Origin of the sequence: Kitasatospora sp. NPDC088548 (assembly GCF_044753005.1) — a bacterium.
In the GTDB taxonomy this organism is placed as follows: Bacteria; Actinomycetota; Actinomycetes; order Streptomycetales; family Streptomycetaceae; genus Kitasatospora.
In genome coordinates this window covers 83743-109172 of the sequence record NZ_JBIVMI010000008.1, presented here as the reverse complement: position 1 = coordinate 109172, position 25430 = coordinate 83743, and the positions used below count along the sequence as shown (strand labels likewise).

The window sequence follows — 25430 nt, the reverse complement described above, 5'->3', positions numbered from 1 at the left end:
ACGGAGACGGAGCGTGGCACGCACCCCCGGCCAGGCGGCCCGGCGCGATCCCGACTGGGAGGGCGTACGGCTGCACGTGGTCAGTGGCAAGGGCGGCACGGGGAAGACCACCGTGGCCGCCGCGCTGGCGCTGGCCCTCGCCGCCGAGGGCGGACGGGTGCTGCTGATCGAGGTGGAGGGCCGCCAGGGCGTCGCCGAGCTGTTCGGGATCTCCGCGCTGCCCTACGAGGAGCGCCGGATCGCCTCCGTCTCCCGCGCCCAGCTGGGACTGCCCGGCGGTGGCGGCGGCGGTGAGGTCTGCGCGCTGGCGATCGACACCGAGCAGGCGCTGCTGGAGTACCTCGACATGTTCTACAAGCTCGGGCGGGCCGGCAAGGCGCTGCAGAAGGTCGGCTTCGTCGACTTCGCGACCACCGTCGCGCCCGGCGTCCGGGACGTGCTGCTGACCGGCAAGGCCTGCGAGGCGGCCCGGCGCAAGGGCCCGGACGGGCGCCGGGCGTACGACGCGATCGTGATGGACGCGCCGCCGACCGGTCGGCTCACCCGCTTCCTGAACGTGAACTCCGAAGTGGCCGGACTGGCCCGGATCGGGCCGATACATACGCAGGCGCAGGCTGTGATGCGGGTGCTGAGATCGCCGGAGACCGCGGTGCACCTGGTCACCCTGCTGGAGGAGATGCCGGTGCAGGAGACGGTCGACGGCTTCGCCGAGCTGCGCGAGGCCGCCCTCCCGGTGGGCGGGGTGATGGTGAACATGGTCCGGCCGCCGGTGCTGGACGCGGCAGCGGTGGCGGCGGTGGACGGGGACCACCGCGAGGAGGTCGCGCTGGCCCTCGGCGAGGCGGGTCTCGGGGGGCGCTCGCGCAAGCCGGAGATCGTCCGGACCGCGGTGGAGCCGCTGCTCGACCCGCTGCTGGCGCAGGCCCGGGAGCACGCCGAGCGGGTGGAGCTGGAGCGCGAGCAGCGCGCCGACCTGCAGCAGTTGAAGCTCCCCACGTACGAACTCCCGCTGCTGGGCGAGGGTGTGGACCTCGGCGGGCTGTACCGGCTGGCGGGCGAACTGAAACGGCAGGGGGCGGCGTGAGCGGCAACGGCGTACAGGGGACGGGCAGCCGGCTCGCGGTGGACGGGCTGATCGACGACCCGAAGACCAGGATCATCGTCTGCTGCGGATCGGGCGGCGTGGGCAAAACCACCACCGCGGCGGCGATCGGCCTGCGGGCGGCCGAACGGGGGCGCAAGGTCGTCGTGCTGACCATCGACCCGGCCCGCCGGCTGGCCCAGTCGATGGGCCTGACCGAGCTGGACAACACCCCCCGGATCGTCAAGGGCGTCACCGGCGAGGGCGAGCTCCAGGCCATGATGCTCGACATGAAGCGGACCTTCGACGAGGTCGTGCTGGCCCACGCCGAGCCCGACCGGGCCAAGGCGATCATGGAGAACCCCTTCTACCAGTCCCTGTCGGCCGGCTTCGCGGGCACGCAGGAGTACATGGCGATGGAGAAGCTCGGCCAGCTGAGGGCGGCCGAGGAGTGGGACCTCATCGTCGTCGACACCCCGCCGTCCCGCTCGGCGCTGGACTTCCTGGACGCGCCGAACCGGCTGGGGTCGTTCCTGGACGGCAAGGTGATCCGCATCCTGACCGCGCCGGCCAAGGTCGGCGGCCGCAGCGCGATGAAGTTCCTCAACGTCGGGATGGGCCTGCTCACCGGCACCCTCGGCAAGATCTTCGGCGCCCAGCTGCTGACCGACGTACAGACCTTCGTCAGCGCGATGGACTCGATGTTCGGCGGCTTCCGCGAGCGCGCGGACCGGACGTACCAGCTGCTCAAGGCGCCGGGCACGGCGTTCCTGGTGGTGGCCGCGCCGGAGCGGGACGCGCTGCGCGAGGCCGCCTACTTCGTCGACCGGCTGGCGGCCGACCGGATGCCGCTGGCGGGTCTGGTGCTCAACCGGGTGCACGGCACCGGCGCTCCGCAACTCACCGCGGAGCGTGCGCTGGCGGCGGCCGAGGCGCTGGAGGAGAACGGTTCGGAGCACGCCGGTCCCGAGGCCGAGCTGCTCGCGGCCGGGCTGCTGCGACTGCACGCCGAACGGATGCAGATCATGGGGCGGGAGCGCCGTACCCGCGACCGCTTCGTCTCGGTCTACCCGGACGTGCCGATCGTCGAGGTGGCCGCGCTGCCCGGGGATGTCCACGACCTGGACGGGCTGCGCGTCATCGGTGACCGCCTCAGCGGCGCCGCATAGTCCCGAGCATCGGGCAGTCCCGAGGCGCCGGGCAGTCCCGAGACACCGGGTGCAGTTCTGCCGCACCGGGCGGCACAGTCCTCACACGCCGGGTATGGTCCGCACCGGGGTGGAGGTGGGATCAGCCCGCCTGGGCGTAGTCGGTCAGTATGACGCCGGTCGCGAGCGACTCCTCGTACTCCGTGCGGGCCGTCTCCAGCAGCCGCCGCCACGAGATCACCGTCGGACGGCGGCGCAGCAGCGCTCTGCGCTCGCGCTCCGTCATCCCGCCCCAGACGCCGAACTCCACGCGGTTGTCCAACGCGTCCGCCAGGCACTCCGTGCGAACGGGGCACCCGCTGCACACCGCCTTGGCGCGATTCTGCGCCGCCCCCTGGACGAACAGTTCGTCCGGATCACTAGTGCGGCAGGCGGCCTGCGCACTCCAGTCATCTACCCAGCCCATGCCGGCGCCGTCCTCTCCCGAATCGAGGCTCCCCCACGGCGGCAACGGCATATTCACCGTTGCCAGTTGAGGACGTTACGGAAGAACGACAGCTTGCAACAGCCCCTTCGTGCCCAATCTCGAATGACCCAATCGGACTATGGGTATCGGTCAGCTCACTCGTTGGAGTGACCGCAGGTCGCAAGCCTTGCCAAGTCCATCGCCACCACTCTCGCCACGCACACCATCACAGAGCGCTACCAAGAACAGGCGCACAGCCGGAGACAGCCACCTCAAAACCTGTCCACAGGGAGGCAATTCGGGCAAATCTCATCACTCACAGGAGTGATAAATATTGACGCACCGAAGCTGTCGCAAGCTTGTGACAAGCCTAGGCGAACACCTGCCCCTATGTGCGGGATTCGGCGACGTAGGGTTCTCCTCATGGCACCGAAGCGCCCCCAGGCACCCCAGCCCCCAGGCAACACCGGAGCTCCGCGCGGCCAGCGCCGCGGGTCACCGCAGGATCTCGCGGGACACGGAGTGAAGTTCCTGGGCGTCAGCGTGCTCTCCGGAGTCCTGCTGGCCGGCATGGCCCTGCCCGCCGTCGGCGCGCTCGGGCTCACCGCCAAGAACACGGCGGAGAGTTTCGACAACGTCCCGGACGACTTCAAGACCCCGCCGCTCACCCAGGCCACCCAGATCTTCGACGCCAAGGGCGGCCTGATCGCGAAGGTCTACGAGCGCGACCGCACGGTGATCACGGCCGACCAGATGTCGCCCTACATGCGTCAGGCCCAGGTCGACATCGAGGACGCCCGGTTCTACGAGCACGGCGCCGTCGACCTCAAGGGCGTGCTCCGCGCGGTCAGCAAGAACGCCGAGAGCGGCACCACCTCCCAGGGCGCCTCGACGCTGACCCAGCAGTACGTGAAGAACGTCAACGTCGAGAAGGCCGGCGACGACCAGGCCGCCGTCCTGGAGGCGCAGCGCAAGACGCTGGGCCGCAAGATCCAGGAGCTGAAGGTCGCGATCAAGCTGGAGGAGGACCTGACCAAGGATCAGATCCTCACCAACTACCTGAACATCACCTTCTACGGCCACCAGGCCTACGGAGTGGAATCCGCCGCCCAGCGGTACTTCAGCAAGAGCAACAAGGACCTGACCATCGCCGAGGCCGCCACCCTGGCCGGCGTGGTGCAGAACCCCTCCCAGTACGACCCGGTGCGCTACCCCGAGAACACGGTCAAGCGCCGCAACGTGGTGATCGACAAGATGCTTGAGAACAAGCACATCACCGCGGACCAGGCGAAGGAGGCCAAGGCCGCCCCGCTGGGCCTGAAGTACAAGGACCCGCAGAACGGCTGCATCACCGCCCAGGCGGGCATGGGCTTCTTCTGCGACTACGTGCGCCACGTGGTCAAGCAGGACCCGACGTTCGGCAAGACCGCCGCCGACCGCAAGAAGCTCTGGGACACCGGTGGCCTGAACATCTACACCACCCTGGACCCCGACAAGCAGGCCGCCGCCCAGAACGCGGTGACCAAGAAGGTCTACGTCACCGACTCGGTGTCGGCCGCCACCACCATGATGGAGCCGGGCAGCGGCAAGATCCTGGCGATGGCCCAGACCCGCCCGTACGGACTGGACCCGAACAAGAACCAGACCGTCGTCAATCTCAACGTGGACGCGGCGATGGGCGGCGGCAACGGCTTCCAGACCGGCTCGACCTTCAAGCCGATCCTGGCCGCGGCGGCCCTGGAGTCGGGCATGCTGCCCACCCAGTCGTTCCCGTCCGAGAACAAGATCGACTATCCGTCGATGTCCACCTGCTCGGGCACCTGGAAGAACACCGACAAGCCGAAGGCGACGGTGAAGAACGAGAGCGAGAAGGAGATCGGCCCGTACCAGCTCAAGGAGGCCATGGCCCTCTCGGTCAACACCTACTTCGTGCAGATGGAGCAGCAGGTCGGCCTCTGCGCGATGAAGCAGATGGCCAACAAGCTGGGCATCACCCAGTCCTCCAAGGGTGACGCGTTCCAGGAAGTCCCCTCGATGGTCCTCGGCACGCTGGAGCTGAGCCCGCTGACCATGGCGAACGTCTACGCGACCTTCGCCGCACGCGGCAAGTACTGCACCCCGATCGCGATCAACAAGATCACCACGGTGGACGGCAAGGACGTGAAGGTCCCGCAGTCCACCTGCAGCCAGGCCTTCTCCGAGAACACCGCGGACGCCCTCAACACCGTTCTGCTCAACGTGACCGAGAAGGGCACCGCAGCCGACCTTCCCCTCTTCGACGGCCGGCAGATCGCCGGTAAGACCGGCACCACCGACGAGAAGAAGGCCGCCTGGTTCAACGGCTACACGCCGCAGCTCGCCACCGCCGTCTGGCTCGGCGGCCCGGCCGGCGGCGTGAAGATGAAGAACATCAGCATCGGCGGCACGCAGTTCCAGGAGGTGTTCGGTGCCACCGGCCCCGGCCCGATCTGGAAGCTGGCGATGGACCAGGCGCTGAAGGGCACTCCCAAGGAGACCTTCCAGACCATCAGCATCCCGGACCCGCCCAAGACCGACCCGAACGCGAACGCGACTCCCACGTCCGGCGCCAGCCAGCCGGGCGGCGACGCGGCCGCGGCCGGCGGTAACCCGGGTGCCCCGGGTAACCCCGGCAACCCTGGCAACCCCGGCAACCCCGGTGGGGGCCCGGGCGGTAACCCCGGCGGGGGTGGCAACCCCGGTGGGGGCGCCAACAACGCCGGCGGGATGATCGGCGGCGGGTTCACCCTCCCGCCGGGCGTCATCGGCGGGAACAACGGCGGCGGTCGGCACGGCGGCAACGGCGGCTGAGCAGGCCAGTGGCAACGCCGGAGGGCGCCCCCCGAATCATCGGGGGGCGCCCTCCGGCGTTGCGGGCCTCAGCCCTCGCCGGGGGCTGGGGCCCGCCAGGTCGTACTGGACCTGGCTGGGCTGGGCTGGGCTGGGCTGGGCTGGGCTGAACGAAAACGGTCGGGGACCGGTCGGGCCCGGCCGGGAAAGTCCAGCCCTCCCGCCCCGCCCTCAGCTGAGCGCGGCCTTCACCGCGGCGGCCACCCGGCCGCCCTCGGCGAGCCCGTCCACCTTCGGCTTCACCAGCTTCATCACGGCGCCCATGCCCTGCGGCCCGGTCGCCCCGCTCTCGGCGACGGCGGCGGCCACGATCGCCGTCAGCTCCTCGTCGGAGAGCTGCTTGGGCAGGTAGCCCGCCAGCACCTCGCCCTCGGCCCGCTCACGGGCGGCCGAGTCGACCCGGCCCGCCTTGTCGAACGCCTCGGCGGCCTCCCGGCGCTTCTTCGCCTCGCGGGCGAGCACCTTCAGCACCTCGTCGTCGGAGAGCTCCCGCTTCGCTTTGCCCGCCACCTCCTCGCTGGTGACAGCGGAAAGCGTGAGCCGGATGGTGGACGAGCGCAGCTCGTCCCGGTCCTTGATGGCAGCCGTGAGGTCATCCTGCAGCTGCGCCTTCAGCGTGGTCATGGCCCCGAGTCTCCCACCTGCGACGTTCGACCGCCCAGCATTAACGCCCGGGCCCACCGGCACACGACGGATTCTGCCGGGCCCCCCCGCCTCCCGGCCGGTGGTGACATGACTGGCGAGCGGACGCCCGGACCGGCTCACCGACCCCGGCCGGGCGCGCCCGCCCCGCGTCGCCCCCGCCGAGCCGTCCGGAGGGGCCGCTTGGAGCAGTGTCCCGTGTCCCCGCGCACCCACCGGACGTTCACCAGCTGATCCGCCGTCTGAGAGCATGGAGCGATGCGACCGCTGTACTCCGTTCCCCTCGGAATCGCCGCCACCGGCGCCGCCTGCCTCGCCTACTCCGCCGGGTACGAGGTCCGTTCCTTCCGGCTCCGCCGGGTCGAGGTCCCCGTCCTGCCCCGGGGCGCCCGGCCCATCCGGGTACTGCAGGTCTCCGACATCCACATGGTCAGCGGACAGGGCAAGAAGCAGCGCTGGCTGCAGAGCCTCGCCGGGCTCCGCCCCGACCTGGTGGTGAACACCGGCGACAACCTCTCCGACCCGCTCGCCGTCCCCGCCACCCTGGACGCGCTCGGGCCGCTGATGGAGTTCCCCGGCGTCTACGTCTTCGGCTCGAACGACTACTACGGCCCGGCCCGCAAGAACCCGGCCCGCTACCTCCAGGCGATGCGCAGCGGCGCCCACGGCATGAACAACCCGGACGGCAGCGCGCGCCGCGGCATCACCGGCGCCGTGCACAACCCCTGGGAGAAGCTGCGGGACGGCTTCGACTCCGCCGGCTGGCTCGACCTCACCAACACCCGGGGCCGGCTGAACCTCGGCGGCCTCGACATCGAGTTCACCGGCCTGGACGACCCGCACATCCGCCGCGACCGCTACAGCGAGGTCAGCGGAGGCCCGTCCGCCGACGCCGACCTCTCGCTCGCCGTCGTGCACGCCCCCTACCTGCGCGTCCTGGACGCCTTCACCGCCGACCGCTACCCGCTGATCCTGGCCGGCCACACCCACGGCGGCCAGCTCTGCGTCCCCTTCTACGGCGCGCTGGTCACCAACTGCGACATCGACGCCAAGCGGGTCAAGGGCCTCTCCACCCACCAGGCCGGCGGCCGCCGCTCCTACCTGCACGTCTCCGCCGGCTGCGGCACCAACCGCTACACCCCCGTCCGCTTCGCCTGCCCGCCCGAGGCCACCCTCCTCACCCTCACCCCACCCCGCTGACCTGCGACGGACGCCCGCCGGGAATCGGATTTCGTCTCTCGGCGAGCGTCCGGTAGAGTTCTACTCGTTGCGAAGGAGACAGAGCAACAAAACGCAGGACCGGGGTGTGGCGCAGCTTGGTAGCGCGCTTCGTTCGGGACGAAGAGGCCGTGGGTTCAAATCCCGCCACCCCGACCCAGGTCAGAGGCCCTATCGGAGAGATCCGACAGGGCCTCTGACGTATGTGCCAGCATGCAAGTACAGCAACTGCTGTGGCTGCTGGCGGCCTTCACCCGCTGTCGGCCCGGCCGCCCTGCGGAGCAGCCGACCTGACAGGGGGTCGATCGGGCGGAGGCCGGGCGGAGGTCCGACCATCCCTGTCTGCGCGAAGGCGCCCGAGTGGCTGACGGTCCGTCTGCGGCTCTGGGGGCCGATCGCGGCGCCCGTGATCGACGGGACGCCCGCCGGCGCGGCGCTCCGCAGCAAAGTGGTTATCGCGACCATGCCAGGACCGGGCCGGACCGAGAGTAGCCTGGACATCACCGAAGGCACTTCGCATGCCGGCACCGGACACTGGCGTCGTCTCCGGCGAGTGGCAATGCCGGATCCGGCCCCGGGCGGGTCCGGGGACAGGTCCTTGATCATGACTGCGACGCTCGATCGTGCAACGACGCCCGCTGCCCTGGAACCCGCCGTGCGGCTCGCCCTTGCGCCCGACGGCGCGCGGGCCGGACGCCTGGACGGAGCCTGGTGGCCCCGCTCGCGTGATCTTCTTCTCGAACTCCCCTCCCTGGCAGCCGAAATCGACGGGCGGTGGGGACGGATCACCCGGATCACCGTGAATCCCGCGCAGTGGCCCGTCATCCCCCGGCGCATCCCGGTCACGGGGCACACCGTCCATGCGGGCTGGTTCACCACCGAGCAGGACGAGCACACGATCGCGGTCTACTCCTACGCTCCGCGTCGGCTGAACCTGCTGGTCGTCCCGCCGGCGACGGATGCCGTCGTTGCCGCCCGGCTGATGTCCGAGGCGACCGCTCCCGCCAACACCCGGACCGCGAGTGAGCTGCTCGCCGCCGAGGCGGACAGCGGTGCGGCAGGGCACGAGTTCCGCCCCGACTTCCTGCCGTCGGCCGCCGCGCCGGGCGACGGCCCCGGCGAGGCGGGAAGGCGCGCGGACGTCGCCCGGAGCCGGGCCGCTTCCTGGCCGGTACCGGCGTAGCCCGCGGACCCTCGTCCGGTCGGGGCCTGGCGCGTCACTCGCGTGACCACTCGGTTTCGGCCTGGGGCTCGCCGGTGGGGTCGGGCCCGTCCCAGAGGCGGATCCTGATCGCCCGGGGGCCGGGAGCGGGCCGGGAGAGGGTGCGGACGAGCACGTCCCGCAGGTGGTTGGCCGCCCGCTGGGGCGGTCCGTCGTACTCCAGCGGGTCCGGCAGGGGGGCGTCGTCGTGCCGGGACCAGCGGCCGTCGTCGTCCTGGGTCTCGAGAACCCACCGGTAGCGCGGCATCCTGGCCTCCTGTGACAACGAACCTGCCCCAGGACAGACCGTAAGGTCCGGACCGGGCGACGGCGACCGGTGAACGTCCGGTGCCGGTTAGTACTCGGAGCCGCTTCGCAAGTAGGTGCCCGCGACCTGGAGCCACGCCGAGGCGCTGAAACACGCTTCGACCGCGTGCGGAGTGTCCTCGAAGACGCGCAGGATCCGCAGTGCCCCGCTCGGGTGCAGGTCGTACTCGTACGTCGAGCCGTCGGCAGTGTCCTGGTACTGCATGTCCAGCGGCCCCTTCGACGGCTCCGATGGCGACCGGGCGTCGGTCGAGAGTTTCACGTAGACGGACATTTCGCCGCCTCGCCTTTCTGTCTTCGAGGAGTCCGCGTTCAAGGAGTCCGCGGTGGAGACCGTCCCCCTCAGGTCGCTTCGGCCGGAGGCTCGGCGCCGATGCCGGTGGCGATGAGGATCTGTCGGGCCGAGTCGGTACCGTCGGCCTGGACCGCTCGCGTCATCGCGGCAAGGGCCGCTTCCTGGCTCGCCTGCGGGGGGACGACGAGCAGACTGAAATGATCGCGGTCGCCCCGCGTGATGATCACCGTGTCGTCACCCACCGGATACCGGTCGATCCGCACCGACCGGCCGTCGACGACCAAACGGGCCGGGACGTCGTCCCACGCCTCCGCGTCCAGACCAACGCTCGCGACGGGCCCCAGATGCTCGGTGAGCGCGGCGACCAGACCGGGCAACTCGGCGCCGATGTCACGCGAACGAGGCCACCACGCGCCGTCGAGCAGCCCCTCGCGCGACCGCGTGGTCTCCAGGCGCAGCAGCACCGTACCCGGCCTCGCCGACTGCCGGAACCGGTCCGGCAGAAGCCCCGGGTGCGGAGCACCGGATTCGTCCGACATGGCTCGCCACCTATCCGCAGGAGCAGGTCGGGCCTGCTGACGTGGGGGGCGCCCCTTCGGTTGCGGCGGCGTTGCGGCGGCTCGGGTCGTCCCGATGTCCCCACGCTACTCCGCCCGTGCCGGGCCGGGCCGGCCGCTCGCCCCGTTTCTCCTTCAGGACATGGGAGAGCGCGCACACGACCGCGCGCACACCGTCCTCCGACCGCCGACACGGTCGACTCGGTCGATGAGCTGCTCCTCCCCTGACGTGTTGCCCGCTGCTGTCGCGACCTGAGGGCGGTCGGGTGGGACGGCTGCCGGTGCCGCCGTCACCTGGGTGGCGGCGGGGCCGTTGGGAGGAGTATGAACTCCTTTGCTGAAACGCGGCCCTTCCCTGGCCATCATGGGCCGACGAGCGTGCCGCTTCCGTATGTGGGCCAGCAGATTCAGACCACGCACCTGCAGCGGCTGGACACCGATCGTTGGGATGCGCGGGTGCCGGCCGGGCAGTTGGTGGGGCTTGGCGAAGCCTTCGACGCGGCTGAGCGGTTGGCGGCCAGGCGTGACTTCCTGGCGGGTTCGCCCCAGAACCTGGAGCGGGAACGGGTGCTGCGGGAGCGGCCCGAGGACTACGGGGTCGTCGGGCGGTTGGTGCTCGGCGCCGAGAACGTCCTCTGGGTTCCGGACGGCAGCCGGACCAGCGGCACGGTCCAGCTTCTCGGGCCCGAGTGCATCGACGGGTACCAGCGGATCGCGCTGGTCGCCCGCCTGGCCACGGACCTCTCGCCGGCGCACCTGGACCGGGCGGTGCTCGATGTCCGGATCGTCACCGGACCGGCCCGTGAACAGGCCCGGGCCGAGCACGACCGGGCGTACCTCTACCACCACCCGACCACCGCGCAGGATCTGCTGACCCGCGAGCCGGTGATGTGCCGGCTGGTCAAGCAGTTCGACCGGGACCGGCTCTACTTCCGGCTGCACCGTGGTGAGCGACGTGGTCCCCACCGGACCGGGTACTCCGTCGACGAGGCGACGACGGCTCTCGCGCTGTTCTCCTGCGACGCCCTCCCCGCTCTGGGGCATCTCGCCCTCGACGAGAGCGGGCGTGAGGAGATCTGGTGGGAGCCGTCCGCGCCGGCGTTCCGGGCACTGTTCAACCAGAAGACGCAGGCGACCGGCGTCCGCATCGCCATCATGATCCGTCGGACCGTTCACCGTGTGCTCGCGGAGATGAGCCGCGTCCGGTCGGACCGGCACTGGCACTTGCTGGAGGACGCGCCCGACCTCGTGGTCTGGGCGGTTGCCCGCAACCTGCCGATCGATCGGCTGCATGACGATGAACGGGCACCTGACGCCCCGGCATGGGAGCGCATCCACGACCACGAGGTGCCCGAGCTGACCCGCCGGACAGCCGAGCGGCTGGTCAAGGGCTACCTGAAGGTGCGCCCGAAGGGGGTGCACCGGAAGTCGGAGGTCGGGGAGCTCTCCAAGTGGCACGAGATCCTCCAGGCGGCCAAGGTGATCTGAGCCCCTGAGGGGCCGCCGGGAACGCGCAGTCCACCGCTGTCGCCGTAGGTGCCGATCTTCGCCAGTCCGCCGACCGGTTCGGCGGTGAGCGGCACGGAGGGGCGGACGGGCGGGACGTAGTGCGGCCGGCTCAGGGTGGGCACGACGGACCTGGAGCACCGCGAAGGCGGCCAGGGCGACCGCCATGGCGTCTGCGCCCGGACGTGTGCCTGGTGGACACCAGGATGCCGGGACCGGACGGTACCGACGTCACCCGCGCCCTGGCCGGCCCCGGCGTGGCCGACCCGCTGCGGGTGGTCATCGTCGCCACCTTCGACCTCGACGAGTACGTCTACGGCGCCCTGCACGCGGGGCCGTCGGCTTCGTCCTCAAGGACGCCGGTCCTGCCCCGCTGGTCGAAGCGGTGCGGGCCGCGAGCGCCGGCGAGGCCCTGATCTCCCCGTCGATCACCCTGCGGCTGCTGCGGAACCTCGCCCCGGCCCGGACTGCGCCCGCGGCCGGGCCCGCGCAGCCGCTCTCCGAGCGCGAGACGGAGGTCGTCCGGACCATCGCCAGGGCCGCACCAACCAGGAGATCACCGCCGCCCTGTTCATCTCCCTGAGCAGGTCAAGAGCCATCTGGCGGCCGTCCAGGCCAAGCTCGGGGTCCGCAACCGGGTGGAGATCGCCACCGGGGCCTGGGAGATCCGGCTCATGGACTCCACGCCGCCTCACCGGCCCCAACGGCTCGGCCGCCGGTGACCCGGCCCCCGGCTGCCCGGCAACCGGGGCTGCGGGACGGCGGGGCGCAGGGCGGCACGCCTGGCACCGGACGGGCCGGGGGCGGACCGCGTGGTCCGCCCCCGGCCCGTTCCGGCTCCCCTGTCTGGGGTGGTTACAGGAGCTGGAAGACCGAGTCGGCCTGCCCGGCGTACGCGTTGCTCAGGGCGAAGGTGCGGCTGCTCGGACGGTAGATACCGAACGTCGCCCGGCCCCGGGCGAGCCAGTCACCGGCCACCGGAAGGTCGCCCTTGACGCCGTAGGCGGCGGTGGAGACGCTTCCGTCGTCGTGCCGGAGGATGAAGAGGTTCGGGTCACCGGGGTTCCGGCCGGGCCGGAAGAGGCCGAACTGCGCGTGCCGCACACCGTCCCAGTCGCCGGCGACGGGGATGTCGCCCGGGTCGCCGAAGCGCAGCGTGGTCACGCTCCCGTTGGCGTGCAGGACCGCGAACAGGCCGGCGCCGGGGCGGTAGATCGCCAGTCCGTCCGCCCATCCGCCGTCCCAGCGGCCGACCACCGGGAGGTCGCCCGGATCACCGAACTGCACCGAAGTGACCGAGCGGTCGGCATGCCGGAGCGCGAAGGTGCTGCTGCTCGGGCGGTAGATCCCCGGCCGGGACGGGCCACTGCCGTCCCAGCTCCCGAAGACCGGGAGGTCACCGGGGTCCCCGAAAAGGCTGTCCGTTCCCGCCGGGGCCGTCGACTTCCCGTAGGCGAAGGCCCATTCGCCGTTGTAGAAGAGCCCGACCTGCGAGGTCGGCCCGCCGGTGTAGCCGGTGAACGGAAGCCCGGCCCGGGGGCCGGCGACGTACTGCGACTGCGTGCTGCTGCTCGTGCGGCCGTGGTCGTCGGTGACGGTCACGGTCACGGTGTAGACCTTCGACGTCGGATAGTCGTGCGTCAGGCCGGTCGGCAGCTTCGGACCGTAGCTCACCGCGGCGGGTGTGCCGTCGCCCCAGTCCACGACGTACCGGGCGATCGGCCACGGGCTGTAGCTGGTGCCCTCGAAGGAGAGCCGGGTGTTCATCCGGTCCTCCTGGTAGATCCGGAAGTTCACGTAGAGGTCGCTCACCGGACGGATCGTCAGGGTGCGGGTGGCCGTCCTGGTGACCCCTGCGGTGCTGGTGGCGGTGAGCGTCACCGTGTAGGTGCCGGCGGCCGGGTAGTCGTGCTCGGCCGGGAAGGTCTTCGTGGTGACCGAGGTCAGCGGGGCGCTTCCGTCACCGAAGTCGAGGGTCGCGCTCGCCAACGACCAGCCCGGATCGACCGATCCGGTCGCCGTCCCCTTCAGCGGGTGGCCGTCCGAGGGGGAGTCGGTCGCCGACAGGGAGGCCCATATCGGGTCGTGCAGATCGACCGCGCCCCGGTCGTGGTAGCCCACGCCGGTACCGGTGTTGGCGATCCCCGGGTGGTCGACACGTGGCAGCGCGTACAGGTCGGTGTCCAGCTGACCGGGTGCGTTGGCATCGGCCGCGTCCGTCACCCCCTCGGCGGCGGCGGGAACGTAGAACTGGGCGATCTCCGTCAACTGCGGGTCGGCGGACGTGTCGTGTGTGCCCTGCCCGGTGGCCCGGAACGCGGTCGCGGAGGCGTAGGCCGTACCGCCCCAGGAGTAGCCGGTGAAGTCCGCCTTCGGGAAGACCACGTTGTAGTCGACGACGGTTCCCTCGGTGGAGCCCGCGGCGACCGCGACACCGGTGCCGGGGCCCTTGGCCAAGCAGTCCAGGAGACTGTTGACCCCCGTGACGATGTTGTTCTCGACCGTGGCGCGAGGGGAGTCTCCCACGAGCGCGACGCCGACGCCCTTGCAGACCACGACGGTGTTGCCGGTCACGACGGTGCCGGGAGCGTCGGTGACGACGACGCCGCCGGCCTGGTTGTTCGCCAGCTGGTTGGTGGTGACGACCGTACCGGTGACACCGGCGTCGACCGCGACCGCGACCGTGCCGTTGCCGTCGATCCGGTTGCGGCTGATCGTGGTGTTCGCGGTCTTCCCGGTCACCCGGACGCCCGGCGCCGGATCGGGGAAGGTGGGCGTCCCGTCGACAGAATCCGGCTGACCGGAGCGGTTGACGGTGTTCCGGTCCAGGACGATCCGCTCGGAGTCCTGGATCAGCACGCCCTCCTGCTGGGCACTGAGGTAGAGGTCGGTCACGACGATGTCGTGCACGCCGGAGATCACGAAGGCGTACGGCAGCTTCTTCACGTCGCCGGCCTTCCAACGGGAACCCACCAGGACGTCCGGCTGCGGCGAGTAGGGCCTGGCGCCCCGGAAGGTGATCGGCTTCCCCGGGGTACCCGAGCGCTTGACCGTGACCTGTTCCGAGTAGACCCCGCCCGGAGCCATCTGCACGGTCTGTCCGGGCCGGGCCGCGTCGGCGGCTGCCTGGATGGTGCAGAACGGCTGGGCCGTCGTGCCGGTCCCGGCATCCGAACAGTTCGCGGACGTCCTGTTGTCGACGTAGAGCACGGAGGCTTCGGCCTGGGCCACCGACGGCAGCGCGGTACCGGCGACGGCCGAACTCACGATGGCGGCGGCGATGCCAACGCTACGGCGAATTGACACAGTTGATCCCCCAAGGGTCTGAGATGACATCGTTCGGGCCGTTTCGAGGAGAAACGGTGATCGGTTCGTACCGACGACGCGCACAGCAGTATCCATGAGACCTTCACACCCCCACCAACGGGTTTGCCGCGCGACCTGCTCACTTCGGGTCAGAAACCCGCCGTGTTCCAGTCGGTCTCTCATGGATACCGATCGCCGCGCCGCTGCTCTGCGACGACTGGCGGGCCGAGGCGACCAGCGGCGTTCAGAGCAGGGCCGGGAGGTCGGCGCGGGAGGTGATGCCGAGCTTGGGGTAGGCCTTGTAGAGGTGGTGGCCGACCGTGCGGGGGCTGAGGAAGAGCTGGGCGGCGATGTCCCGGTTGGTGAGGCCCTGGGCGGCGAGCCGGACGATCTGGAGTTCCTGCGGGGTGAGGGTGGTGAGAGGGGAGCCGTCGGTCGGCGGGGTGGGCGCGGTGGTGCCGGTGGCGGTGAGTTCGGTGCGGGCGCGGTCGGCCCAGGGGCGGGCGGCGAGGCGCTCGAAGGTCTCCAGGGCGGCCCGCAGGTAGGGGCGGGCGTCGGTGCGGCGGCGTTCGCGGCGCAGCCACTCGCCGTAGAGGAGGGCGGTGCGGGCCTGTTCGAAGGGGCGGTGGGTGCCGTCGTGGAGGCGGAGGGCGGCGCGATAGGCGGCTTCGGCGAGTTCGTCCGGGCCGAGCAGGGCCTGGCAGCGCAGCCGTAGCGCCTCGGCCCAGGGCTGGGCGGCGGCGCCGGCCCAGCGGGCGAAGCGCTCGTACGGCTCCGCGGCACGCTCGGGGGTACCGAGGCGGACGGCGGCCTCGACCAGGTCGGGGACGGCGCGGGTGGCGCTGACATGGTGCCGGTAGCGGCCGGTGGTGAGGGCTCGGAGGCGGTCGGCGGCGCCGGCGGCCCGGCCCTGGCCGAGGTCGAGAACGGCGAGCGCCCACTGGGCCCAGGGCTCGCCGGGGGCGGGGGCGGCGGACCGCGGTGCGGTGGTGAGGGCGGTGGCGGTGCGGGCGGCGCACTCCTCGGCGGCGCCGCCGAGTGCGGCCAGGAAGCCGAGCAGGGCGCTGAGCTGGCTGACCCACTGGTGCTGGCCGGTGTCCCGGGCGAGGGCCAGCGCCTCGGTGGCGGTCACCTCGGCGTCACGGTGGCGGCCGTGGAAGAGCTCCGCCTCGGCGAGGAAGAACTGGAGGGTGGGCAGCACCCCGATGGTGCCCTTGGCCCTGGCCTCGGCGATGAGTTCGCCCGCGAGTTCGATGGTCTCGGCGTCCCGGCCGAGGACGAGGGTCACGCCGCAGAGCTGCACGAGGTCGCTCGGGGTCTCGGCACCGGCCCGGCGGGCCACGGCCGCGGTGTCCCTGGCGGCGGGCAGCGGCGGCGCGGGGTGGCCCAGGGCGGGAAGGACGGCGGCCGGCAGATGGCGGGCCAGCGGGGTGAGCGGGTCGCCCTCGGCGAGCGGGAGCCGGGCCAGCCGGTCGAGGACGACGGCCACCGGCTCCTCGCCGACGTACCAGGCGGTGTGAAAGGCCTGGAGGAGCATGCGGGCCGCGTGCGGCGCCTCGATGTCGGTACCGGCGGCGTCCAGCAGCAGCCGGTAGGCGGTGGGGTAGGAGCCGCGCCAGAAGTGCGCGGTGGCCCGGACCTGGTCGAGCAGGGCGTGGGCGAAGGGGTTGTCGGTCCGGGCTCCGGCCCGGTCGGCGAGCGCCTCGGCCTGTGCCAGCTTGCCCTCCTCGGTGGCGGCTTCGGCGGCGAGCACCAGGCGGCGGGTGGCGCCGTCGCGGTCGGGGGTGAGTCGGGCGGCGCGCTCGTACGCGGCGGCGCCACCGTGGCCGCCCCGGGCCTCGGCCCGTACGGCGGTGCGTTCCAGCGCGTCGGCGAGGTCGGCGTCGGGGGCGGTGGCGGCGAGGGCGAGGTGCCAGGTGCGGCGGTCGCCGTCCTCCAGCGCCTCACCGATCGCCCGATGAGCCGTCAGTCGCTGCTGGAGTGGCGCCCGTTGGAGGATGGCGGCGCGCAGCAACGGGTGCCGGAAGGCCAGTCGGCGGTCGGCGGTGGTGGTGACCAGGCCCGACTCCTCGGCGGGCGCGAGGTGTTCGGCGGTCGCCCCGAGGACGGCGGCGGCCGGGAGAATGACGTCCAGGTCGCCGTTCCCCTCGGCGGCGGCGACCAGCAGCAGGTTCTGGGTGGCCGGCGGCAGGCCGGTGACCTGGCCGTGGAAGGCGATCTGCAGGCGACTGGTGAGCGGCAGGACGCCGGGGGTGCCGGTCGCGGTGGCGGCGGCGCCCGCTCCGGCTCCGGCGGTGGCGGACTCGCAAAGGGCGATGGGGAGTTCGGTGAGGGCCAGCGGGTTGCCGGCGGCCTCGGCGAGCAGCCGTCGCCGGACCTCGCCGGGGAGTTCCGGCCCGGCGCGGGAGGCGAGGAGTCGGGCCGCGTCCGGCTCGTCGAGGCCGGACAGCCGGAGCTCGGGCAGACCGGCAACCGGGAACGCCTCACCGGGGCCGCCCGGCGGGCCAACGTCCCGGGCGGCCAGCAGCAGGACGACTCCTTCCGCCTGGAGCCGACGGGCGGCGAGCAGCAGCGCGTCGAGGGATGCCCGGTCCAGCCACTGTGCGTCGTCCACCACGCACAACAGCGGCTGTTCGGAGGAGAGTTCGGCCAGCAGGCCAAGGGTGGCAAGGCCGGTGAGCAGCCGGTCGGCGGGCACGGTGGCGGCCTCGCTGAGCCCGAATGCGGCCTCCAGTGACCGGCGTTGCGGTCCCGGCAGAGCGGGGAGCCGGTCCAGGCCGGCCGCAAGCAGCAGACTGAGCCCGGCGAAGGGGAGTTCGGCCTCGCACTCGACGCCGGTGGCCCGGATCACCCGGAACGCGTCACCCGCCGCCGCGACCGCGTGGTCCAGCAGCGCGGTCTTGCCGATGCCCGGCTCGCCCCGCAGCACCAGCACCCCGCTGCGGCCGCCCCGCGCCCCGTCGAGCAGCCCGTCCACGGCGGTCTGCTCCCGCTCCCTGCCGTACAGCGTCCCCATCCCCCGACCCTACCGATCCGGCCGCCGGCCCGCCCCTGGCCGGTCTGCTCGCCCACCCGCCCGCCGACAGCGCACCGGCAGGCCACCGGCCAGGTACGTACGCCGCTACCTATGCGTGACGGATTCGGCCGCCCCGCGATCTCCGTACCGTCATGACCAGCGGGACCGAGCAGCGGGGAAGGCCCGCCGAACCACCCCGCAGGACAAGGGAGATGACCATGAACGACATCCAGCCGGCCGACCTCCAGCAGCTTGCCGGGCGCTACGTCGCCACCTGGAACGAGACCGACCCGGCCACCCGCCGCAAGCTGATCGACGAGCTGTGGGCGGAGGACGGCAGCTACACCGACCCGCTGGCGGCGGTCACCGGCCGGGACGGCGTCGACGCCCTGATCGGCGCGGCCCAGGAGCAGTTCCCCGGCCTGGAGTTCACCCTCGGACCGGTCGACGCCCACCACAACATCGCCCGGTTCACCTGGAACCTCGGACCGGCCGGGGCGGAGGCCCTGGTGATCGGCTTCGACGTGCTGGTCGCCGGGCCGGACGGCCGGATCGCCTCGGTGCACGGCTTCCTGGACCGCGTGCCGGGCGCCTGAGCCATCGCGGACGGCGGGGGCGGACACACCCGGTCCGCCCCCGCGCCACGGGCCCCAAAGACAAAACGCCCCGCCCGCGACCGGCGCCCGACTCCCCCGAGGAGAAACCGAGTGAGGAGAAACCGAGATGAGCACCGCCCTGCGCACCCGGCCGGTCACCGGGGACAACCCGGCCCCCTCCCCCAGGGGCCTGCTGCCGGTGGTCCTGACCGCCACCTTCATGACCGCCCTCGACGCCTTCGTGGTCAACGTCGCCATACCGTCCGTCCAGGCCGATCTCGGAGCCGGACCGGCCGCTGTCCAGTGGGTCGTCGCCGGCTTCGGCCTGGCGCTCGCGGCCGGCCTGGTCACCGCGGGGCGGCTCGGCGACCGCTACGGACGGCGCCGGGTGTTCGCCCTCGGCCTGGCCCTGTTCACGCTCGCCTCGGCGGGCTGCGGCCTGGCCCCGACGGCCTCCGCCCTGGTCGGCGCCCGGGTGGTCCAGGGCCTGGCGGCCGCGTTGATGGGCCCGCAGGTGCTGGCGATCCTGCGGACGGCGTTCAGTGGCGCGGCGCAGGCCCGGGCGTTCGCGAGGTACGGGCTGACCATGGGCCTCGGTGCGGTGTTCGGCCAGCTGATCGGCGGCGCGCTGATCCGGGCGGACCTCTTCGGCCTGGACTGGCGCAGCTGCTTCCTGATCAACCTGCCGGTCGGCCTCACCGCCCTCGCGCTGGTCCGCCGCTGTCTGCCGGAGTCGCGCTCCCCGCACCGGCCCGGCCTGGACCCGGTGGGCGTGCTGCTGATCACCGTCGCGCTGACCGCTCTGGTGCTGCCCCTGATCCAGGGCCGCGAGGAGGGCTGGCCGCGGTGGACCTGGCTCTGCCTGGGCGGCGCGGCCGCGCTGCTGGCCGCCTTCGCCGCGCACCAGCACCGGTCCCGTGGCACCGGCTCGCCGCTGGTCGACACCCGGCTCTTCCGGACCAGGTCCTTCGGTGCCGGTCTGCTCGCCCAGCTCGCCTTCTGGCTCGGGCAGGCGTCGTTCTTCCTGGTGCTCGCCCTGCACCTGCAGCTGGGACGCGGTCTGGACGCGCTCGGGGCCGGTCTGGTGTTCACCGCGATCGGCGTCGGCTACCTGCTCACCTCCACCACCGCGCACCGCTTCGCCGCCCGCCTCGGCCGCCAGGCGGTCGCGCTCGGCGGGCTGCTGATGACCGCCGGGCTGGGCCTGCTGGGCCTCGCCGCGTACGGCGGCGGGACGACCGGCAGCGTCTGGTGGCTGGCGCCCGGCCTGTTCGTGGACGGCCTCGGGATGGGTCTGGTGATCGCCCCGGTCACCTCCGTCGTCCTGGCCGGGGTCGAGCCGCGGCTGGCCGGTTCGGCGGCCGGGGTGCTGGCGACCGTCCAGCAGGTCGCCGGGGCGCTCGGGATCGCGCTGATCGGCATCGTCTACTACGGCACCGGGGACCCGGTCGCGGCTTTCGGCCGGAGCGTGGGGGCGCTGGCGGTGCTGGAGCTGCTGCTGGTGGGCCTGGTGCAGCTGCTGCCCCGCCGGGCGGGCTGACCCGCCGCCCGGGGAGCGCACGGTCCTCGGGGAGCGCGGTCGGGCCCGGCCGGGCACCGGTCGGGCACCGGTCGGGCCCACCCGCCCGTTCCGTTCACTCCCCCCGATCGGGTTGGATGGACGGATGAGCGAGGAGAAGAGCGCCGTACCGGCGTGGGAGCAGCGGTTCAGGGCAGCACGCGTCTCACTGCCGGACTGGGCCGAGGACGCCCCCGAGCGGGCGCTGTACGTGTCCAACGCGACCGGCACCTACGAGGTCTACGCCTGGGACCGCGCGACCGACACCCACCGCCGGGTCACCGACCGGTCGAACGGCACCACCGACGCCGAACTGTCCCCCGACGGAGCCTGGGTGTGGTGGTTCGACGACCACGACGGCGACGAGTTCGGCATCTGGCGCCGCCAGCCCTTCGCCGGGCGTCCGGGCGGCGAGGACGGCCCCGACGAGGAGGCCGTGCCGGGCCTCGCCCCTTCGTACTCGGCGGGCCTGGCGCTCGGCCGGGACGGCACGGTCGTGGTCGGCCGCTCCACCGACGAGCAGGGCACCACGCTGCACCTGCGCCGCCCGGGCGCGGCCGAGGCGGTCGAGATCTACCGGCACGAGGAGTACGGCGGCGTCGGCGACCTCAGCTACGACAGCTCCCTGCTCGCCATCGACCACACCGAGCACGGCGACGCCATGCACGCGGCGATCCGGGTCGTGCGGCTCTCCGACGGTGCGACCGTCGCCGAGCTGGACGAGGTCACCGGCCGTGAGGACCCGCGCGGGGTCGCCTGCCTCGGCTTCGCGCCGGTGGACGGCGACACCCGGCTGCTGGTCGCCCACCAGCGCACCGGCCGCTGGGAGCCGATGATCTGGGACGTCGCGACCGGCGCCGAGACCGCGCTGCCGCTGCGCGACGAGCACGGGCGCGAGCTGCCCGGCGACGTCTCGGCGCAGTGGCGCCCCGGCGCGCGGGCGCTGCTGGTCGAGCACGAGTACGAGGCGCGCAGCGAGCTGTTCTCGTACGACCTCACCGACGGGGTGCTGACCCGTCTGGACACCCCGCGCGGCACGGTCGGCGGCGCGACCGCCCGCCCCGACGGCACCGTGGAGTTCCTCTGGTCGTCCGCCGCCGAGCCGTCCGCCGTCCGCTCCACCGCCGGAACGGTGGTGCTGCGGGCGCCCGGCGCGGTGCCGCCCGGCTCGGTGCCGGTCGAGGACGTCTGGGTGGACGGACCGGGCGGGCGGGTGCACGCCCTGGTGCAGCGACCGGCCGGCACGGGCCCGTTCCCGACCGTCTTCGACATCCACGGCGGGCCGACCCACCACGACAGCGACTCCTTCGCCGCCGGCCCGGCCGCCTGGCTGGACCACGGCTTCGCGGTGGTCCGGGTCAACTACCGCGGCTCCACCGGCTACGGCCAGGCCTGGACGGACGCGCTGCGCGAGCGGGTCGGCCTGATCGAGCTGGAGGACATCGCCGCCGTCCGCGCCTGGGCGGTGGACAGCGGGCTCGCCGACCCGGCCCGGCTGGTGCTCACCGGCGGCTCCTGGGGCGGCTACCTCACCCTGCTCGGCATCGGCGTGCAGCCGGAGAACTGGACGCTCGGCGTCGCCGCCGTGCCCGTCGCGGACTACCTGACGGCGTACGACGACGAGATGGAGGCGCTGAAGTCGCTGGACCGCACGCTCTTCGGCGGAACGCCGGAGGAGGTGCCCGAGCGCTGGACGGCCTCGTCGCCGCTGACGTACGTGGAGCAGGTGCGGGTACCGGTCTACATCAGCGCCGGGGTGAACGACCCGCGCTGCCCGATCCGGCAGATCGAGAACTACGTCGAGCGGCTGGAGCGGCTGGGCAGGCCGCACGAGGTCTACCGGTACGACGCCGGGCACGGCTCGCTGGTGGTGGAGGAGCGGATCAAGCAGCTGCGGCTGGAGATCGACTTCGTGCGACGGCACCTCGGCGGAACGGGCGGCGGGGCCGGAGGCGGACAGGACCAGGATCAGGACCAGGCCGGGGCGGCCGACGGGGGGAACGGGTGAGACGTCTGCTGACGCTCATGGGGGTGGGGGTGGCCGGGGCGCTCGTGCTCACCGGCTGCTCGGGTCAGGACAGCAGCAGTTCGGCGGACTGTCCGCCGCCCGCCGCGCCGCAGTCGACGGCTTCGGCCTCGGCTCGGGCGACTGCGGCGGCGACGGCCTCCGCCACGGCCGCGGCCGTGGCGGAGGAGGGGGGCACGGTCGTGCGGGCGGCCTTCCGTACGACGGAGGTCGCGGCCGGGGAGGACGGTGGGACGGTGCTGCTCGCCAAGGGCTCGTCCGGGTCGAAGGGGTCCTCCTCCGGCTCGAAGGGGTCCAAGGGCGGGCGCACCACGCGCCACCACACCGACCACTACGACTCGGACGACAACCACGGCGGCGGCAGCGGCAGCCGGTGCGGCCGGCAGGCACCACCGACCCAGTCACCGTCGCCGGCCCTGACGCCGCCGTCGCAGTCACCGGTCCCGGCGCCGTCCCTGCCGGGCGCGCCGTCCAAGCCGGTCGTACCACCCGCGAAGCCGTCCCGCTGAGCCGAGCCGAGCCGCCGAGCTGAGTTGAGTTGAGTTGAGCCGGGACGGGCGGCGCTACTCCAGGACCGGGTCCAGCCCGAGGGCCCGGTCCTGCTCGGCCTCGGCCTCGCGGCGCACCAGGCGGAACCACATGAAGACCACGAAGCCGCCGAAGACGAACCACTCCAGGGTGTAGCCCAGGTTCTGGAACGCGCGCAGGGTGAGCCCGTTGCCGCCCTGCGGCTGCACCGTTGGCACCGTGCTCAGCCCAGCCGGCACGGCGTCCGCGGACACCCAGCCGTCGTACCAGCCGTCGTAGGACAGCACGTTGACGAGCGCGGCCCGGTTGATCGTGCCGAGCTGGCCGGACGGGAGACCGCCCGCCACCGCGCCACCGCTGCCGCTGCTCTCCCCGGCCTGCAGGCGCCCGGTCACCGTCACCTCGCCGACGGGCGGTACGGCGGCGGCGGACGCGCCCTCGGCGGGCGTGCCCGGTGCCCAGCCCCGTACGACGGCGACGGCCCGGCCGTCGCCGGTGCGCAGCGGGGTGAGCACGTAATAGCCCTGCTTGCCGTCCACCACCCGGTTGGGCACCAGGAGTTGGTGCTCCTCGTCAAAGGTGCCGGTCACCGTGACGGCTCGGCCGACGGTGTCGGTGGTGACCTGCGGCCGGGCGGCGTCCAGCAGTTCGTCCAGCGGCTTGGCCACGCCGGCGTCGTCGACCGCCCGGCTGATCTCCTTGTGCGAGGAGACCTTGTCCTCGAACCGCCCGAGCTGCCAGGAGCCGAGCCAGAGACACACCGCCACGGCCGTCACGGCCAGCGCGGTGCCACTCAGCCAGCGCGGGGTCAGGAGGAACCGGTACACACCCCCCACGGTAACCACTCCTCACACCTCTCCCGACCACAGGGGTGCCGCGCCGCGCCTCCCGAACATCGGGAACCGCTGCCGGGGCGTCCGCCGGGGCGTCCGCCGACGGGAGTGGAAAGTCGGCCGGGCCGACTTCCCGGGCACCGTCCGGCCCGCACCGTCCGGCCCGCACCCGCCTGGCCCGGCGCAGGACCGGCGCGGGTTCAGCCCCGCCTCACTCCGGCCTCACCCCGGCCTCACCCCGGCCTCACCCCGCCGACGGCGAGGCGCTCGGCTGTGCGCTCGGCGCCGGCAGGGCCTGGGGCGCCGTCCGGTAGACCGTGCCCGCGCAGGCGCCCGGAAGGACGGCCGCGGCGGCGACCGGGCCGCCCGGGGCCGGGGTGTGGGCGAGGGTGACGGCGGGCGGCGGGGCGGTGGTGGCGGTGGCCGTGGGGCTGGGAGCCGAGGTCGGCCCGGCCGTCGGCGAGGCGGACACCGGGGGAGGCACGCTCGGTGCCCCCGAGGCGCCGACCTCAGGGGCACCGCCGGTACCGCCCAATCCGTCGGGCTGCGACCCCGCCAAGGTGCCCGAGCCCGAGGTACCCGAGCCCGTGCCCGAGGTTCCCGAACCCGAGGTGCCCGAGCCACCCGGGGCGGCGGGCGCGCTGGGCGATGCCCCGCCCGGCACCGGGCAGCCGGTGTCCGGCACCCAGCCGAAGTCCACCCGGTACCCGGACTGCGGTGCGAGCACCAGGCCCTGGCCGCCCCCGTTCGCGGCGGACCCGTTCGCGGCGCCCGTCCCCGCGGCCGCGTCCGGGGCGGGCAGCCCGGTCGCCGGGTCGCCCGCCGTGTGGTCGGCCACCCGGATCCGGCTCTGGTCCGTCCCGGATGCGGCGGTGACCGCCACCGAGCCCGGACCGCCGAGCCGGCAGCTGCGCGCGGAGGTGTTGAACACCGTGAAGTGCCCGTAGATCTTCCCTCCGCCGTCGGCCGCGCCGACCGTCGAGGTCCCGCGGCCGAGATCCGCCCTGGTGCAGAGCGGGACCAGCGGGTCGCCGGTGCTGGGCGCCGGGGCCGGGCTGGACGCTCCGGCCCCCGCTCCGGCCTTGCTCGCGCCGGGGCTGGGCGGGACGGTGGCGGATCCGGACGGCCGGCCCTGGTCGCCGGGCCCGTCGGCGTCGGGGTGCGGCAGCCGGCCCGGCCCGGCGGAGTCGGCGCCGGCCGTGGCGCCCGCGGACGCCGGGGCCGCACCGCTGTGGGCACTGGGCGAGCCGGGGCCGCTGGAGAGGTCGAGGCGCTCGCCGGAGCGCAGGGCGGGCAGCACGATGGCCACCGCGGCCACCAGCGCGGCGGCCCCGGTCAGGGCCCCCCGGCGGGCGGCCCGGCGGCGGGGCACCGCACGGCGGATCCGGGGCAGGCCGGCCGGGTCGGGCTGGACCTCGGCCACCGCCCGCTGCATCAGCGAACGGACCAGCAGCTCCTCGGCGTTCAGCCCGTCCAGGTCGCGGTCCTGCTCGCCGGTGTCCCGTGCGGCCCGCGTGGCCCGTACGTCCCATGCGACCGACGCGTCCTGCGCGGCCCGGGTGTCCCGCGTGCTCCGTGCGCCACCCGAACCGCGTGCGCCGCTCCCGCCCGGTGCGCCGTTGCCGTCTCGTACGCCGCTGCCGCCCGGTACGCCGCCCGGGCCGTGGGCGTCGGTCCGGTCCTCAGCCATTCCCGGCCTCCATCTGGACCCGCAGCGCGGCGAGTCCACGCGAGCCGTACGCCTTCACCGAGCCGAGCGAGATGCCCAGGGTCTCCGCGACCTGCGCCTCCGTCATGTCCACGAAGTAACGCAGCACCAGAACCTCCCGCTGACGGCGTTGCAGACCCCGCAGCGCGGCCTTCAACTGATCGCGCTCCAGCGCATCGTAGGCGCCTTCTTCTGCACTGGCCATGTCAGGCATGGGCTTTGGCAGCAGCCGCAGACCGAGGATGCGGCGACGCAGCGTGGAGCGGGACAGGTTCACCACGGTCTGCCGCAGATAGGCGAGCGTCTTCTCGGGCTCGCGCACTCTCCGCCGGGCCGAGTGCACCCGGATGAACGCCTCCTGCACCACGTCCTCGCAGGTCGAGAGGTCGTCAAGAAGCAGCGCGGCCAACCGCAACAGCGAGCGGTAGTGGGCCTGATAGGTCTCGGTGAGCAGGTCCTCGCTGGTACCCGCGTCGGTGTCCGCGCCGGAGTCCGCCGCGCCGGGTGCGACCGCCGTCATCTGGCTGTCTTCCGGCCTATCCGCAGGCCA

Annotated in this window: 20 protein-coding genes, 1 tRNA gene and 1 pseudogene; 11 read left to right on the top strand and 11 right to left on the bottom strand. The window is 73.1% G+C overall.

Going from position 1 to position 25430, the window contains the following annotated elements; all coding sequences use genetic code 11:
- Positions 1-13 precede the first annotated feature (13 nt).
- Together ACIP82_RS13135 and ACIP82_RS13130 are read left to right on the top strand one after the other, a co-directional pair.
- The gene (locus ACIP82_RS13135) at positions 14-1084 is read left to right on the top strand and encodes an ArsA-related P-loop ATPase (protein WP_363604066.1); all 1071 of its coding nucleotides are present in this window, start codon (positions 14-16) and stop codon (positions 1082-1084) included.
- Positions 1081-2250, top strand: a complete 1170-nt coding sequence (locus ACIP82_RS13130) for an ArsA family ATPase (protein ID WP_363604065.1) — start codon at positions 1081-1083, stop codon at positions 2248-2250. Before ACIP82_RS13135 ends, ACIP82_RS13130 begins: the two co-directional genes overlap by 4 nt.
- Before the next feature lie 121 nt (positions 2251-2371).
- Here the strand turns inward: ACIP82_RS13130 and ACIP82_RS13125 are convergent, their stop codons facing one another.
- Positions 2372-2695 carry a WhiB family transcriptional regulator gene (locus ACIP82_RS13125; protein ID WP_030240986.1) on the bottom strand — a complete coding sequence of 108 codons (324 nt, stop codon included), beginning with the start codon at positions 2693-2695 and terminating at the stop codon, positions 2372-2374.
- Positions 2696-3118: 423 nt separating this feature from the next.
- Between ACIP82_RS13125 and ACIP82_RS13120 the strand changes: the two genes are divergently transcribed.
- Positions 3119-5524, top strand: a complete 2406-nt coding sequence (locus ACIP82_RS13120) for a transglycosylase domain-containing protein (RefSeq protein WP_400653423.1) — start codon at positions 3119-3121, stop codon at positions 5522-5524.
- Between the two features lie 210 nt (positions 5525-5734).
- Here the strand turns inward: ACIP82_RS13120 and ACIP82_RS13115 are convergent, their stop codons facing one another.
- Positions 5735-6187 carry a GatB/YqeY domain-containing protein gene (locus ACIP82_RS13115; protein ID WP_363604063.1) on the bottom strand — a complete coding sequence of 151 codons (453 nt, stop codon included), beginning with the start codon at positions 6185-6187 and terminating at the stop codon, positions 5735-5737.
- 276 nt (positions 6188-6463) lie between these two features.
- Here ACIP82_RS13115 and ACIP82_RS13110 point away from each other — a divergent pair, with 276 nt between their 5' ends.
- From ACIP82_RS13110 to ACIP82_RS13100, 3 genes are all read left to right on the top strand, one after another.
- The gene (locus ACIP82_RS13110; protein WP_363604062.1) at positions 6464-7405 is read left to right on the top strand and encodes a metallophosphoesterase; all 942 of its coding nucleotides are present in this window, start codon (positions 6464-6466) and stop codon (positions 7403-7405) included.
- 100 nt (positions 7406-7505) lie between these two features.
- A tRNA-Pro gene (locus ACIP82_RS13105) sits at positions 7506-7579 on the top strand.
- Between the two features lie 448 nt (positions 7580-8027).
- Positions 8028-8606 carry a DUF5994 family protein gene (locus ACIP82_RS13100; protein WP_400653421.1) on the top strand — a complete coding sequence of 193 codons (579 nt, stop codon included), beginning with the start codon at positions 8028-8030 and terminating at the stop codon, positions 8604-8606.
- 34 nt (positions 8607-8640) lie between these two features.
- Here ACIP82_RS13100 and ACIP82_RS13095 read toward each other — a convergent pair whose 3' ends face one another.
- The 3 genes from ACIP82_RS13095 to ACIP82_RS13085 all read right to left on the bottom strand — a co-directional run bounded on the left by ACIP82_RS13095 (position 8641) and on the right by ACIP82_RS13085 (position 9785).
- Positions 8641-8892 (bottom strand): hypothetical protein, encoded by a 252-nt coding sequence (locus ACIP82_RS13095; protein ID WP_363604059.1) that lies wholly within the window; start codon positions 8890-8892, stop codon positions 8641-8643.
- 87 nt (positions 8893-8979) lie between these two features.
- Positions 8980-9225: a hypothetical protein gene (locus ACIP82_RS13090; RefSeq protein WP_400653419.1), complete on the bottom strand. Its 246-nt coding sequence runs from the start codon at positions 9223-9225 to the stop codon at positions 8980-8982.
- Between the two features lie 68 nt (positions 9226-9293).
- The gene (locus tag ACIP82_RS13085) at positions 9294-9785 is read right to left on the bottom strand and encodes a DUF5994 family protein (RefSeq protein WP_363604056.1); all 492 of its coding nucleotides are present in this window, start codon (positions 9783-9785) and stop codon (positions 9294-9296) included.
- Between the two features lie 411 nt (positions 9786-10196).
- Between ACIP82_RS13085 and ACIP82_RS13080 the strand changes: the two genes are divergently transcribed.
- Together ACIP82_RS13080 and ACIP82_RS13075 are read left to right on the top strand one after the other, a co-directional pair.
- A complete protein-coding gene (locus tag ACIP82_RS13080; protein WP_400653417.1) occupies positions 10197-11291 on the top strand; it encodes a hypothetical protein in 1095 nt (364 codons plus the stop codon).
- A 119-nt stretch (positions 11292-11410) separates the two neighbouring features.
- Positions 11411-12031 (top strand): annotated as a pseudogene (locus tag ACIP82_RS13075) (LuxR C-terminal-related transcriptional regulator).
- A gap of 133 nt (positions 12032-12164) precedes the next feature.
- Here ACIP82_RS13075 and ACIP82_RS13070 read toward each other — a convergent pair.
- Both ACIP82_RS13070 and ACIP82_RS13065 read right to left on the bottom strand, forming a co-directional pair.
- Complete coding sequence (locus ACIP82_RS13070) at positions 12165-14615, bottom strand: PKD domain-containing protein (RefSeq protein WP_400653415.1); 2451 nt, start codon at positions 14613-14615, stop codon at positions 12165-12167.
- Between the two features lie 244 nt (positions 14616-14859).
- Positions 14860-17631, bottom strand: coding sequence for an AAA family ATPase (locus tag ACIP82_RS13065; RefSeq protein ID WP_400653413.1), 2772 nt, complete (start codon positions 17629-17631; stop codon positions 14860-14862).
- A gap of 218 nt (positions 17632-17849) precedes the next feature.
- On the opposite strand from ACIP82_RS13065, the gene ACIP82_RS13060 reads away from it, so the two are divergent.
- The 3 genes from ACIP82_RS13060 to ACIP82_RS13050 all read left to right on the top strand — a co-directional run bounded on the left by ACIP82_RS13060 (position 17850) and on the right by ACIP82_RS13050 (position 21793).
- The gene (locus ACIP82_RS13060; RefSeq protein WP_363604051.1) at positions 17850-18227 is read left to right on the top strand and encodes a nuclear transport factor 2 family protein; all 378 of its coding nucleotides are present in this window, start codon (positions 17850-17852) and stop codon (positions 18225-18227) included.
- A 127-nt stretch (positions 18228-18354) separates the two neighbouring features.
- Positions 18355-19767, top strand: coding sequence for an MFS transporter (locus ACIP82_RS13055; protein ID WP_400653411.1), 1413 nt, complete (start codon positions 18355-18357; stop codon positions 19765-19767).
- A gap of 124 nt (positions 19768-19891) precedes the next feature.
- Entirely contained in the window at positions 19892-21793 is a 1902-nt protein-coding gene (locus tag ACIP82_RS13050) for a S9 family peptidase (RefSeq protein ID WP_400653409.1), read from the top strand.
- A gap of 64 nt (positions 21794-21857) precedes the next feature.
- On the opposite strand, the gene ACIP82_RS13045 is transcribed toward ACIP82_RS13050, so the two are convergent.
- The 4 genes from ACIP82_RS13045 to ACIP82_RS13030 form a co-directional block, all read right to left on the bottom strand.
- Positions 21858-22109, bottom strand: coding sequence for a hypothetical protein (locus ACIP82_RS13045; protein WP_400653407.1), 252 nt, complete (start codon positions 22107-22109; stop codon positions 21858-21860).
- A gap of 265 nt (positions 22110-22374) precedes the next feature.
- Positions 22375-23166, bottom strand: a complete 792-nt coding sequence (locus ACIP82_RS13040; RefSeq protein WP_363604044.1) for an SURF1 family protein — start codon at positions 23164-23166, stop codon at positions 22375-22377.
- Between the two features lie 250 nt (positions 23167-23416).
- Positions 23417-24862, bottom strand: coding sequence for a hypothetical protein (locus ACIP82_RS13035; RefSeq protein WP_400653405.1), 1446 nt, complete (start codon positions 24860-24862; stop codon positions 23417-23419).
- Complete coding sequence (locus ACIP82_RS13030) at positions 24855-25400, bottom strand: SigE family RNA polymerase sigma factor (RefSeq protein WP_363604200.1); 546 nt, start codon at positions 25398-25400, stop codon at positions 24855-24857. The genes ACIP82_RS13035 and ACIP82_RS13030 overlap by 8 nt, the downstream gene beginning before the upstream one ends.
- Positions 25401-25430: the final 30 nt, after the last annotated feature.